Consider the following 12,750-nt stretch of genomic DNA (forward strand, 5'->3'; position numbering starts at 1 on the left):
ACGGCAAGGGGCACTGGGGGAGTTGGCATGGGGGAGCGGGACGAGCCGGGCACGATCGGGCGGCGGGTGCAGCAACTGCGCGTGGCGCGCGGACTGACACAGAAACAGCTGGCGGAGCCGGTGTACACCCCCGCCTACATCTCCACCCTGGAGGCCGGCCGGGTGCGCCCCTCCGACGACGCGCTGCGGCATCTCGCCGAGCGGCTCGGAGTCGAGTTCGACGAACTGGCGACCGGGCGGTCGGCGCGCCGGGTGACCGAGCTGCGGCTGCGGCTGACCGAGGCGCAGCGCGCCCTCGCCGTCGGGGAGGCGGAGTCGGCGGTGGAGCAGTACACGGGGCTGCTGGCCGAGGCGGAGGCGCAGGAGCTGGCGGAGGAGCAGGCCGCCGCGCTGCTCGGGCTCGGTGAGTGCGCGCTGGACACGGGCGACCTCGCCGACGGGCGGCGGTACTTCGAGGAGGCGGAGGCGCGGCTGGCGGACGCCCCGCTGCCGGCGCGGGTGCCGGCGCTGCGCGGCCGGGCCGTCGCGCACTACCTCGCGGGGGAGCTGCGGTACGCGGTGTACCTGCTGGAGAGCACGATCGACGAGCTGAACCGGGGCGGGCTGCACGACCCGGACGCGCTGCTGCTGCTGTACGCCAGCGTCATCGGGCCCTACATGGACATGGGCGCGCACGCGCGGGCCGCGCAGGCCGCGGAGTTCGCGCTGGCGCTGGCCCCGCAGTCCGGCGACCCGGCGCTGGTGGCGCGCATGCACCGGTCGGTGGCCCGCACCCTGCTCGCCGAGGGCCGTCTCGCTGAGGCGGACGCGTCGCTGGCCAAGGCGGCCGAGCTGTACCGGGGCCTTCAGCTGCGCACCGAGCTGGCCAACTGCCACTGGATGCGCGGCTACGTGTACGCGCAGAACGGCGAACTGGAGCGGGCCGAGGCGGAGATGCGGGAGGCGCTGCACATGCTGTCCGCGGCCCGCGCGACCCTGTACAGCAGCCAGCTCACCGTCGAACTGGCCGACGTGCTGCACCGGCGCGGGCGCTCCGAGGAGGCGGCGGAGCTGCTGCGGGACGTGCTGGGCGGGCTCTCGCCCGAGCGGGGCGCGGTGCACGCGGCGGCCGCGCACCGGCTGCTCGGCATCATCGCGGAGGACGCCCGCGACACGGACCAGGCGGAGGAGCACTACGTGCGCGCGCTCAGCCTGCTGGAGCGCGCGGGCGCGGCGGGCGACCTCGCCGACCTGTGCCGCCTCCTCGGCGACCTCCTCCGCCGCACGGGCCGCGTGGAGGCGGCCCTGGACGCCTACCGCACAGGCCTGGGCCACCGCACGGCCCCGGGCACGACCACCTTGGGGCCGGCGCCGGCGCAGCCTCCGGTGTGAGGGGCGGGGACGGGAGCCGGCCCCGACGGACGACCGCCCCGGACCGGCGTCCGGCCTCGCCGCTCCGGTCGGCCGAGGGCATGCCGCCCGTGCGCACCGGACCGGCGCGCCCGGCCCGCGCCCGTCGCCTGCGCCCGCCGCGTCGAAGCTTCCGGCCAGTGCCCCGGTGTCCCGGCCCGCGCCCGCTCCGGCGCGGGGCTGTGACGGCCGGCCCGGCCGTCACGCCCGCGGCCGCGTGGGCGCCTTAAGCCGGTGACCCGCACGCGCTCGCGCTCCTGGCGGCGTCCCGGGTCCCCGCCCGTATCCTCACGCCCCGCATCCCATCCCCGACCGGGTCCCGGCCCTGCGCTGTCCCCCGGTTTCGGGTGCGCCGCCCCGGGTAGTCGGTCCGCGTTTCTGCTGGTGAGGGGATGTGGTTGGCGTGCGGCCCGGGGACGGCCCGGGGGGTGGGCGGGACAGCGGGGAGTACGAGCGGGCGGTGGGGGCCATCGCGGCGGGGCTCCGCGGGGCCGGGCCCTCCGAGGCGCCGGAACGGTTGTGCGCGGTGGCCGTGGACCTGCTGCCCGTGGACGGCGCCTCGGTGTCGCTGCGCGGGGACAGCATGCCCCTCCAGCTCGCCGCGTCCGGAGGTCGCGCGGCGCGGCTCGCGCAGCTCCAGGCCACCCTCGGTGACGGCCCCTGTCACCACGTGCTGCGCACCGGCGCGCCCGTCCTGGCCCGCGACCTGGAGGACGGCTCCTGTGCCGACCGCTGGCCCGTGTTCTCGCAGCAGGCGCTCGGCTCCGGTGTGCGCGCCGTGTACGCGCTGCCCCTAGGTTCCACCGCCGTCTGCGTCGGCACCCTCGACCTCTACCGCGCCTCCCCCGGCAGCCTCACCGACCACCAGCTGCAGGTGGCCCTGCTGGTGGCCGGCGTGATGACCGTCGCGCTGACCGACCTGCCGTACGACGCGCGCGACGCCGGCGACGGCTGGCTCAGCGGGCTGGCCGCCGACCACGACCGCGTGCACCAGGCGGTCGGCATGATCATGGCGCAGCTCGGCGTGGGCGCCGGCGAGGCCCTGGCGCGGCTGCGCGGCGACGCGTTCGCGCACGACCTCACCGTGCTGGAGGCGGCCCTCGACGTGGTCGCCCGCCGGCGCCGTTTCGACACCCCTTGACCGCCCGGCCCTGATGATCAAGTGCCGTGGACGGCTTAGGCTTTGTGGTCATGGACATAGCCATCCTCTTCTGCTCCACCGTCGTGGTCCTCGGTGTCGCCTCGATCCAGAGCCAGCTGACCCGCTCCGACCGCCGCGTGGCCCGGGTCGAGCGCAAACTCGACGCGGTCATGCGGCACTTGGGTCTGGAGGAGGAGGTGCCGAGGAAGGACGAGATCCTCGCCCTCGTGCGGGACGGCAAGCAGGTGCAGGCGATCAAGCTGTACCGCGAGACCACCGGCGCGGGCCTGAGGGAGGCCAAGCAGGCCGTCGACGCGATGAGCTGACCACGGCGGCACCGTCGCTCCGGCTGTGCCGGCTCCTCAGACCCGGAGTCGTCCCTGGCGTGCGACCTCCGCGAGGCGGTCCGCGCCGAGTTGGGTCATCGCCTGGGTGACCTCGGCACGCACCTCGCCGAAGCCGCCGTTGGTGAGGACGATCGTGTCCTCGCCGACGCGGACCGCCGCGAGGTCCACGGTGAGGCGGGCCGGGGCGGTGTCCGGTGCGCCGCCGGTCAGCGTCACGCGCAGCGCGGCGCGGGCGTCCCCGGCGGTGTCCGGCAGCGGCAGCTCCGTCACCTCGACGTCCTGCGTGCCGGACCGGGCCGTCTTCGCCCGGAACCGCGCGCACGTCTCGGGCAGCGTGCGCAGCCACTCCAGCGCGCGCTCCACGTCCTCCGGCCCGTGCGCGCCGATCTGCTCGCGCAGCTGGGTGCCCTCGGCGGTGTCGTCGAGGGTGACCGAGGCGCGCGGCCCGGCCGGCACGCCGAACGGCTCCTCCGTGTAGAGGACCTCCAGCAGCCGCCGGCAGTCACCGTCGTCCGCGGTCGCCTTCAGCGTGCCGTCCCGCCACAGCGCGGGCCCCTGGGCGGCGGCCCACGGGGGGCCCAGGTCCGCCTCGGTGATCAGCGCGGCCTTCAGCTGCTCGTCGTTCAGCACGGGCGTGGACCTTCCGGTCACCGCGGAGGACGACGCCGTCGCCGAAGGGGAGGGCGAGGGCGCGGCGGGCGGCTCGGTCACGCCCTGGGGCAGCGCCCGCGGCACGTCCCGCTCGTAGGCCACGCAGGCCGCGGTGATCAGCAGGACGGTGACCGACAGGGCGGAGGCGACGAGGGTGCGGGCACGGGCCGGGGCACGGGTCATCGGGATGCCTCCTGGGTGCCGGGCCGTCCACGGGCGGACGTGGCGGTCGTGGTGGACGTGCTCCTACGGCACCACCGGCACAGGCCTCCCACCAGCGCGGCGAGCCGTCCGGGTGAGCGGCCCGCACGCCTGTCGCCCGCGCCGCGAAAACCGCGTGCGCCCGCCCGCCGCCCGTTGCTACCGTCCGCGGCATGCAGCGCGCCCATGTGTCCCGCACGACGACGCCGGAGACCGTCCCGGCGCGCTGACAGCTGACCACTGACGAAGCCCCGGGGCGAGTGCCCCGGGGCTTCGCCGCGCGTGGTGCTCGCCTCCCGACCCCGAGGAGGACGCCGTGCGCGACCTCGACCACCGACGCCTCGGCCGTGAACTCGGCCTGTTCGACACCGACCCGCTGATGGGCGCGGGCCTCCCCTACTGGCTCCCCGACGGCGCCGTCGTACGGCACACCCTGGAGGAGTACGTCCGTGAGGCGGAACGCGCGGCCGGCTACCGGCACGTGTACTCGCCCGTGCTCGGCAAACGCGAGCTGTACGAACTCTCCGGGCACTGGGACCACTACCGCGACGACATGTACCCGCCGATGGACGTGGGCGGGGAGCAGATGCTGCTGCGTCCCAGCCTGTGCCCGCACCACGCCCTGATCTTCCGCTCCCGCACCCGCAGCCACCGCGACCTGCCGTTCCGGATGGCCGAGCTGGGGGGCATGTACCGCTCGGAGCGGTCGGGCGTGCTCGGCGGGCTGACCCGCGTGCGGGCCATCCAGCTGAACGACGCGCACATCTTCTGCACCCCGGACCAGGCCGTCGAGGAGGCCGCCGGGGCGCTCGGGCTCATCTCCCGCGCCTACGCCGACCTGGGCATCCGTGCCGCCCGGCACCGGCTGTCGCTGCCGGGCGGCGGGGGGAAGTACGTCGCCGACCCTGCCCTGTGGCGACGGGCCACCGCGCTGCTGCGCGAGGTGCTGGAGGCGTCCGGCGTCCCGTACGAGGCCGTCGAGGGCGAGGCCGCCTTCTACGGCCCGAAGATCGACGTGCAGATCACCGACCCGGCGGGCCGCGAGTCCACCCTGTCGACCGTGCAGATCGACTTCCACCAGCCGGAGCGCTTCGGCCTGCGGTACACCGGCCCGGACGGCGCCCGGCACCGGCCGGCCATGGTGCACCGCAGCGTCATCGGCAGCGTGGAGCGGGCCGTCGCGCATCTGCTGGAGGAGCACGGCGGCGCGTTCCCGCCGTGGCTGGCCCCGCTGCAGCTGGTGGTGCTGCCGGTGGGCGAGGAGCAGGAGGAGCACGCCCACGCGGTCGTGCGGGAGGCGGTCGCGCTCGGGCTGCGGGCCGAGGTGAGCGGCCGGGCCGAGGGCAGTCTCGGCTCCCGGATCCGCCGGTCACGGCTGGTGCCGTACCAGGCGGTGGTGGGCGCACGGGAGGCCGAGGACGGCATGCTCGCCGTGCGACTGCGGGACGGGCGGCGGCCCGGCGTGCTGCCGGTGGCGGAATTCCTGCGACGCGTGGAGGGGCGGGTGCGCGCACGCGGGACCGCGCTCTGGGAGCCCGCGTAAGGTCGACGGGCAGACCTCGCCCGACGAAGGAGTCCGTGGTGCCCGACGGCCGTCAGCAGGTTCCGGTGATCATCGACTGCGACACCGGCGTCGACGACGCCCTGGCCCTGCTGTTCGCCGTGCGGCACCCCGGGATCGACCTGCGGGCCGTCACCTGCGTCGCCGGGAACACGGACGTGGACGGCGTCGTCCGCAACACGCTGACCGTGCTGGAGCGGGCGGGCGCGGCGGACGTCCCGGTGGCGCGGGGCGCCGAGCGTCCGCTGATCGAGGCGCCGCGCTCCGCCCGCCACGTCCACGGCCACGACGGCATGGGCGACCTCGCCCTGCCCGCCCCGCGCCGCACCCCGGTGGACGCGGACGCGGTGACGCTGCTGCGCCGCGAGATCCTCGCCTCGCCCCGCCCGGTCACCCTCGTGCCGACCGCGCCGCTCACCAACATCGCCCTGCTGCTGCGGACCCATCCCGAGGTGACCCGCAACATCGAGCGGATCGTGTTCATGGGCGGCGCGGCGGGCGCCGGGAACGCCACCCCGGTGGCCGAGTTCAACGTGTGGCACGACCCGGAGGCCGCCGCGATCACGCTCACCGCGGGCGTGCCGATCACCATGTACGGGCTGGACGTGTTCACCCGGGTCGTCGTCCCCGGCGACGACGTGCGGCGGCTGCGCGCGAGCGACGAACCGGGCGCCCGGCTGGCCGGCGACCTGCTCGCCCACCGCCCCGCCCACCCGGACAGCCGTCCCGACGACCCCGGCGAGGACTCCGGCGGCCTCGGTGACGCGGGCGCGCTGTGCGCGGTCGCCGACCCGGAGGGACTGACCACCCACCGCCTCCCGGTCGAGGTGTCCCTGGCGCCCGGCCCGGCGCGCGGCCAGACGATCGTCGACCGCCGTCCCCGCATCGGGGAGTCGGAGCTGCACGAGGGCACCCGCGAGCAGACGCTGGTGGACGTCGGCCTGGACGTGGACGTGGAGCGCTACGTGAAGCTCTACCTGACGACGGTCGAACGCTTCCCGGCCTGACCGGACGTCTGTTCGACCTCGGGCGCTTCCCCCGGGCGTGCGGTCCGCCACACCCGGGGGGAATGGCACCCGGTTACCGGTGCGTTCGCTTTTACGGTGTTCTGGTCAGTTTCTCCGCCGGTACCCGCACACCCAGAGGAGACCCCGCGTGACCGACCGCCCCACCGCGCCCGACCCCCGGCCGCCGCACCCCGCCCCCGACGCCACGCCCGACCTCTCCTCCCGCGACCCCGACTGGTGGCGGCAGGCCGTCGTCTACCAGATCTACCCCCGCAGCTTCGCCGACGCCGACGGCGACGGTCTGGGCGACCTGCGCGGCATCACCCGGCGCCTCACGCACCTGTCCGCGCTGGGCGTCGACGCCCTGTGGCTCAGCCCGTTCTACCCGTCCGAGCTGGCCGACGGCGGCTACGACGTCGCCGACCCGCGCGACGTCGACCCGCGCCTGGGCACCCTCGACGACTTCGACGCGCTGGTCCGCGAGGCGCACCGGCTCGGCCTCAAGGTGATCGTCGACATCGTCCCCAACCACACCTCCCACCAGCACGTCTGGTTCCAGGAGGCGCTGCGCGCCGGGCCCGGCTCCCCGGCCCGCGACCGCTACGTCTTCCGCGACGGCCGCGGCGGGAGCGGCGAGCTGCCGCCCACCGACTGGCAGTCCGTGTTCGGCGGCAGCGCGTGGCAGCGGGTGCCGGACGGGCAGTGGTACCTGCACCTGTTCGCCGCCGAGCAGCCCGACCTGAACTGGGACCACCCGGACGTCCGCGAGGACTTCCGCACCACCCTGCGCTTCTGGTCGGACCGGGGCGTGGACGGCTTCCGCGTCGACGTGGCGCACGCCCTCACCAAGGACCTCGAGGAGCCGCTGCGCGACCTCGGCGACCACGCGGCGGGCGGCGAGACGGCCCTCGTCGACTTCGCGCCCGGCACGCACCCGTTCTACGACCGCGACGAGACGCACGAGATCTACCGCGACTGGCGGAAGATCTTCGACACCTACACCCCGCCGCGTACGGCCGTGGCGGAGGCGTGGGTGCCCGGCGCGCGGCGCGCCCTGTACGCCCGCCCGGACGAACTGGGCCAGGCCTTCAACTTCGAGTACCTCGAAGCCGCGTGGGACGCGGACGAACTGCGCCAGGTCATCACCAACTCGCTGGCGACCGCGCAGGCGGCCGGCGCCTCCGCGACCTGGGTGCTGTCCAACCACGACGTGGTCCGGCACGCCTCCCGGCTGATGCTGCCGCCCGGCACGGACACCAACGCCTGGCTGCTGTCCGGCGGCAGCGCGCCCGCCGTCGACCCGGAGGCGGGACTGCGGCGGGCCCGCGCCGCCACCCTGCTGATGCTGGCGCTGCCCGGTTCGGCGTACGTCTACCAGGGTGAGGAACTGGGCCTGCCCGAGGTCGCCGACCTGCCCACGTCCGTCCTCCAGGACCCCATCTGGGAGCAGACCGGCCACGTCCGCAAGGGCCGTGACGGCTGCCGCGTCCCGCTCCCGTGGACCACGGCCGGCCCGTCGTACGGCTTCGGCGCGAACGGCGCGTGGCTGCCGCAGCCGCCGTCGTTCGCCGCATACGCCGTGGAGGCGCAGGACGGGGTGGAGGGGTCCACCCTGGAGCTGTACCGCACGGCCCTGCGGCTGCGCCGCAAGCTGATCGACGGCGAGACGCTGAGCTGGGCGGAGGAGACGCCGGAGGGTGTCCTCCAGTTCGACCGGGGGGACGGCTGGCGCTGCGTGACGAACCTGTCCGGCGCGCCGGTCCCCCTCCCGGCGGGCGAGGTCGCCCTCACCAGCGCCCCGCTGTCCGGCGGTCACCTGCCCCCGGACACGACGGTGTGGCTGACGCGCTGAGTGTGACGGGGTGAAGTGACGGGTGGCGGCGCCGGGCCGGTGCCGCCACCCGGACGGGGGTCGTGGGCGGGCGGGTGGTGAGGCGGGCCCTCAGAGTCGGTCGCAGGTGTGTCCGACGTCCGGCGTACAGGGAGCCCGTCCTCGATGAACAGGTCCAGCAAAACAGCGGCCGCCGTGGTGACGGCGGCCGGGTTTCTCACGGGCGGGTGGGCGGCCGCCGGACCCGCGTCCGCCGTCGACGGGGGCGCCCCGCCGCCGCGCGACCGGGTGCTCTGGGGTTCCGTGACGGTCCCGCCCGGACGGGACGGCATCGTCGAGGCGTCGGGGCTGTCCGCGCCCGCCCTCGGATTCGGCTCCAGCCTGACGCTGGTGGCCCCGGCCGGGGCCAAGGTCACCGGTGTGCCGCTCACCGCCGCCGGCTACCGGGGCGAGGTGGCCGCCGACGGCCGCAGTGCCGCGTACACCGCCACGTCGGCGGAGAGCCCGTGGCAGACGGGCACCTTCCCCTTCGTGGTGGCGGTGCCCGCCGACGCCGTGCCGGGGACCCGGCTCGACGGATGCGTGCTGCGGCTCGCGGACGCGGGGGGCGCCGAGCGGGCGAGCGGGGGGTGCCAGGTGACGGTGGGGCTGCCGTCGCCGGTGCTGTCCCGGCCCGAGTCGGGGGTTCCGCTGGGGAACCGGCCGACCGCGTCGGGCACGGCGTACCCGGGGGCGCGGGTGACCGTGTCCGACCAGGACGGGAACGAGGTGTGCGGCGACACGGCGGGGGCCGACGGGGCGTGGAGCTGCGCTCCCGGCCGTGATCTGCCCGCCGGGGCGAACCGGCTGCAGGCGACGGCGACGATGAACGGCGTGTCGGCGTCGAGCGAACAGATCCAGGTCAGCGTGGGCTCACCTCCCACGGAGGCTTGAAGCCCCCGAAGGGGCGCGGGGAACTGCGCGAACGGCAGGTCAGGGCGCCGAGCCTGAAAACGAGCCCCACGCCCGACCCGGCCCGGGTCACACGTGCCCCGGGCCCCCGCTGCCGAACGCTCCGCTGGACCCCGGCAGCCACCGCTTCCTCTGCTGGTCCTTACCGGTCCTGGTGCTCGCATGGTGCAGCTCGTACGGCATGAGCCGTGAACCGCTGCGAGGCGTGAGGGGTATCTCGTCGGGCTCCCGCATCTCCCGCATCTCGCGCACCGCGCCGCCGTCCGGCAGCTTCGGCTGTTCGTCGGGCTGGGGGCGCGGGGACTCCTGGTCCATGTACCGCATTCCCGCGCGGACGGCCCAGACCAGGGCACCTGCCACGATGATGCCGCCGATGAAGGCCGCTGCCACGGCCCACTGGTGGTCGCTGGCGGCCAGCTGTACAAGCGTTGCCGTGTTCATGTTTCCGAGTATGGACCAGGAAATGTGATAAAGCTCCCGCTATGCCCGAATTGGGCCGCAGTCCCCATTCGGCTCTGCCGGGAGGCGGCGCCCCGCACGGGGTGGCAGGCTGCGGCCAGAGGGAAGGCCGGGACGGGCCGTCGCGTCCCCACGTGTGCAGCTCGGGGCCCGGCCCCGGCCTTCCCGTCTCCGTTCCGCCGCTACACCGTCGTCCTCCCCGCCACCGGCTCCGGCGCCTGAGCCGCCCGGCCGGAACCGCCGTCGCCGTCGAGCCGCGGCGCGTCCCGGAACAGCCTCCCCGGCCACCAGAACCGCCGGCCGAGGTCCAGCGCCAGCGCCGGCACCATGACCGTGCGCACCAGGAAGGTGTCCAGCAGGACGCCGATCCCCACCAGCACGCCCATCTGCGCCATCGTCACCAGCGGCAGCCCGGCGAACACCGCGAAGGTGGCCGCCAGCACCACACCGGCCGAGGTGATCACCCCTCCGGTGCTGGTCAGGCCCTCCAGGACGCCCCGCGCGACGCCGAGCCGCGCGGTCTCCTCCCGCACCCGGTGCATGAGGAAGATGTTGTAGTCGATGCCCAGGGCCACCAGGAACACGAAGCCCATCAGCGGGATCGACCAGTCCACGCCCGCGTAGCCGAGGACGTGCTCGAAGAGCAGGTTGGACGCGCCGAGCGCCGCGAGGTACGACACCACCACGGTGGCCAGCAGCAGCACCGGCGCGACCAGCGCCCGCAGCAGTCCGACCAGCACGGCGAGGACGACCAGCAGCACCACGGGCACCACGGTGGTGAGGTCACGGTCCGCGGCGCGCGCGGTGTCCAGGCTCTCCGCGGTGGTCCCGCCGACCAGGGCGTCCGCGCCGTCCACCGCGTGCACGGCGCTGCGCAGCGCGTCGACGGTGTCCTTGGCGGCGTCGCTGTCCGGGGCGTCCTCCAGCACCACCGACAGCAGGGTGAGGGAGCCGTCGGGCGTGCGGTCGCCGCCCGGCTCGACCCGGGCCACCCCGTCGACGCCGTCCGCGGCGGTCCGCACCCCGCCCGCCGCGGCGGTGCGGGTGACGATCTGCGCGGGGTCGGAGGCGCCGGACGGGAAGTGCTCCGACAGCCGCTCCTGCGCGACGACGGACTCGGGCTTGTCCTGGAACATCTCCGACTGGGTGAGCCCCAGCGAGATCCCGGCCGTGGACAGCGCGAGCACCCCGGTGACCGCCACCGACATCAGCCACGACCAGCGAGGACGCCGCGCCACCAGGGCGCCGATCCGGGACCACACCGTGCGCTCCTTGAGCGCGGGCGTGCCGAAGCGGGGGACGAACGGCCAGAACACCCAGCGTCCGGCGAGCACCAGCAGCGCGGGCAGCACCGTGACCATGGCGAGGAACGCGCAGACCACGCCGACCGCGCCGACCAGGCCCAGCGAACGCGAGGAGTTGATGTCGGCCAGGGCGAGGCAGGCCAGGCCCACGGCGATGGTCCCGGCCGAGGCGAGCACGGCCGGTCCTGAGCGGGTGAGGGCGATCCGCATCGCCCGGTGCCGGTCCTCGTGCCGGTGCAGTTCCTCGCGGTAGCGGGCGATGAGCAGCAGCGCGTAGTCGGTGCCGACGCCGAAGACCAGCACCATCAGCACGCCCGCGCTCTGCGGGTCGACGGGCAATGAGGCGTGCTTGGCGAGCAGGTAGGTGGACGCCTGGGTGAGCACCGCGGCGAAGCCGACCGACAGCAGCGGGAACAGCCACAGCACCGGGCTGCGGTACGTGATCAGCAGCAGGGCGGTCACGACGAGTCCGGTGGCGATCATCAGGGTGGCGTCGAGGCTGTCGAACACCGCGACGCTGTCGGTGAGGGAGGCGGCGGGGCCGCCGACCTCGACGTCCGTGCCGGGCGGGGCGTTGGCGCCCGCGATGTCGCGCAGGGCGTCGACGGTGTCGGTGACCTCGTCCTCCGTGTCCAGCGGGACCACCGTCATCAGCGCCTCGCCGTCGTCCGACGGCACCGGGCCGGTGATCCGCTGCCCCTCGGCCGTGAACCGGTCGAGTGCGGCGCGATCGGCGTCCGCCGCCTCCCGGGCGCCCGCCCCGGTGTACACGACGACCACGGGCATGACCGTGTCCGTACGGAACTTCTCCAGCTCCGTGTTGACGCGGGCGGACTCGGCGCCGTGCGGAAGGAAGGCGTTGGGGCTGGTGTCCTCGACGTCGCCGAGCTTCCCGGCCAGCGGGCCGAGGGCGACGGCGACGATCAGCCAGGCCGCGAGCACGGCCCACTTCCCGCGGCGCCCGCCGGGCGCACGCGCGATGCGCTGCAACAGGGCGCGCATGAGTACTCTCCTTGGTGTGAGGCGCACCGCCGGCCGGTGACGGCCGGCGCGGGGCGCACGGATCCCGCACCACGGCGCTCAGGGTGTGACGACCTGCCGCGGTGCTCGGTTCGGGGTGTGTCCGGGGCGTGTGCTTCCTCCGTACGGCCGGGAGTTGCCGCTCCCGGCCGTACACCTGCGCGCACCCGCGGACCGGGTCACTCGATCTCGCGCATCATCTTCTCCATCGACCCGACGGCGAGCCGGGTCTGTGCCAGTTCCTCCAGCAGCCGGCGCTGCTCCTCGGCGGAACGGCGCTGCAACTCCACGGTGTCCTCCAGGAGTTGCGCGTACCGCGTGGCGAGCTCCTTGTACTGCTCCTCGCGCGCGGCCAGCAGGCGGGCGCGCCAGGTGGCCGCCACCTGCCAGACGATCACGATCATCAGGGTGAAGAACCCGGCCGCGCCGACGGCCCCGACCAGCACGCCGAGTTCTTCGGCGCCGGCGGCCTGCGTCACCAGTTCGTCGTTCACTTCGCTTCCTCTTTCGCGCCTCGGTCCGAGCGGCCCGTGCCGCGGTCGGCGGTGCCCGCGCCGTCGTCGGTGAGCGTCGCGGCCGCGCGGGCGACGGTGTGCGGGGTGAGTTCGCAGACGAACGGCGTGACGTCGTAGTACTTCACCGTCTTGCCGTCGTCCGCGGATTCGAGCGTGCCGGTGACGAGGCCCGCGGCCTCCAGCCGCTGCAGGTGCATGTGCAGCAGCGGCCGGCTGATGCCGATCTCGCGCGCCAGCGCGCTGACGTACGTGCGGTTCTCCACGAGCGCCGCCACGATCCGCATCCGGTGCGGGTTGCCGAGCGCGGTCAGGATCTTCAGCAGAGCGTCACCCGTGGGCGCCGGCGGCGGGACCTCGGGCATCAGGGCCCCTT

Annotated in this window: 12 protein-coding genes; 7 read left to right on the forward strand and 5 right to left on the reverse strand. The window is 75.0% G+C overall.

Annotation, left to right across the window (positions count from 1 at the left end):
- Positions 1-27: 27 nt before the first annotated feature.
- The 3 genes from ACQZOG_RS14755 to ACQZOG_RS14765 all read left to right on the forward strand — a co-directional run bounded on the left by ACQZOG_RS14755 (position 28) and on the right by ACQZOG_RS14765 (position 2,856).
- The gene (locus tag ACQZOG_RS14755; protein WP_037640699.1) at positions 28-1,371 is read left to right on the forward strand and encodes a helix-turn-helix domain-containing protein; all 1,344 of its coding nucleotides are present in this window, start codon (positions 28-30) and stop codon (positions 1,369-1,371) included.
- A 412-nt stretch (positions 1,372-1,783) separates the two neighbouring features.
- On the forward strand, positions 1,784-2,530 hold the full coding sequence (locus ACQZOG_RS14760; protein ID WP_382002481.1) for a GAF and ANTAR domain-containing protein: 747 nt from the start codon (positions 1,784-1,786) through the stop codon (positions 2,528-2,530).
- A gap of 50 nt (positions 2,531-2,580) precedes the next feature.
- The gene (locus ACQZOG_RS14765; RefSeq protein WP_193454405.1) at positions 2,581-2,856 is read left to right on the forward strand and encodes a hypothetical protein; all 276 of its coding nucleotides are present in this window, start codon (positions 2,581-2,583) and stop codon (positions 2,854-2,856) included.
- 36 nt (positions 2,857-2,892) lie between these two features.
- Here the strand turns inward: ACQZOG_RS14765 and ACQZOG_RS14770 are convergent, their stop codons facing one another.
- Positions 2,893-3,711, reverse strand: coding sequence for a hypothetical protein (locus ACQZOG_RS14770; protein WP_033276602.1), 819 nt, complete (start codon positions 3,709-3,711; stop codon positions 2,893-2,895).
- A gap of 334 nt (positions 3,712-4,045) precedes the next feature.
- Between ACQZOG_RS14770 and thrS the strand changes: the two genes are divergently transcribed.
- The 4 genes from thrS to ACQZOG_RS14790 all read left to right on the forward strand — a co-directional run bounded on the left by thrS (position 4,046) and on the right by ACQZOG_RS14790 (position 9,061).
- Positions 4,046-5,272: a threonine--tRNA ligase gene (thrS, locus tag ACQZOG_RS14775; protein WP_193454407.1), complete on the forward strand. Its 1,227-nt coding sequence runs from the start codon at positions 4,046-4,048 to the stop codon at positions 5,270-5,272.
- 38 nt (positions 5,273-5,310) lie between these two features.
- On the forward strand, positions 5,311-6,297 hold the full coding sequence (locus ACQZOG_RS14780) for a nucleoside hydrolase (RefSeq protein ID WP_037640704.1): 987 nt from the start codon (positions 5,311-5,313) through the stop codon (positions 6,295-6,297).
- A gap of 148 nt (positions 6,298-6,445) precedes the next feature.
- A complete protein-coding gene (locus ACQZOG_RS14785) occupies positions 6,446-8,149 on the forward strand; it encodes a glycoside hydrolase family 13 protein (RefSeq protein WP_359672909.1) in 1,704 nt (567 codons plus the stop codon).
- A 144-nt stretch (positions 8,150-8,293) separates the two neighbouring features.
- Positions 8,294-9,061, forward strand: a complete 768-nt coding sequence (locus ACQZOG_RS14790) for a carboxypeptidase regulatory-like domain-containing protein (protein WP_359672907.1) — start codon at positions 8,294-8,296, stop codon at positions 9,059-9,061.
- A gap of 87 nt (positions 9,062-9,148) precedes the next feature.
- Here ACQZOG_RS14790 and ACQZOG_RS14795 read toward each other — a convergent pair whose 3' ends face one another.
- The 4 genes from ACQZOG_RS14795 to ACQZOG_RS14810 all read right to left on the reverse strand — a co-directional run bounded on the left by ACQZOG_RS14795 (position 9,149) and on the right by ACQZOG_RS14810 (position 12,739).
- Positions 9,149-9,520, reverse strand: a complete 372-nt coding sequence (locus ACQZOG_RS14795; protein ID WP_033276605.1) for a DUF6479 family protein — start codon at positions 9,518-9,520, stop codon at positions 9,149-9,151.
- 200 nt (positions 9,521-9,720) lie between these two features.
- Positions 9,721-11,844, reverse strand: a complete 2,124-nt coding sequence (locus ACQZOG_RS14800) for an MMPL family transporter (RefSeq protein ID WP_359672905.1) — start codon at positions 11,842-11,844, stop codon at positions 9,721-9,723.
- Positions 11,845-12,041: 197 nt separating this feature from the next.
- Positions 12,042-12,356, reverse strand: coding sequence for a hypothetical protein (locus ACQZOG_RS14805; protein ID WP_033276607.1), 315 nt, complete (start codon positions 12,354-12,356; stop codon positions 12,042-12,044).
- A complete protein-coding gene (locus ACQZOG_RS14810) occupies positions 12,353-12,739 on the reverse strand; it encodes an ArsR/SmtB family transcription factor (protein WP_037640714.1) in 387 nt (128 codons plus the stop codon). Before ACQZOG_RS14810 ends, ACQZOG_RS14805 begins: the two co-directional genes overlap by 4 nt.
- Positions 12,740-12,750 lie beyond the last annotated feature (11 nt).

Source organism: Streptomyces sp. P13-3-3 (genome assembly GCF_050571355.1).
Classification (GTDB): domain Bacteria; phylum Actinomycetota; class Actinomycetes; order Streptomycetales; family Streptomycetaceae; genus Streptomyces; species Streptomyces althioticus.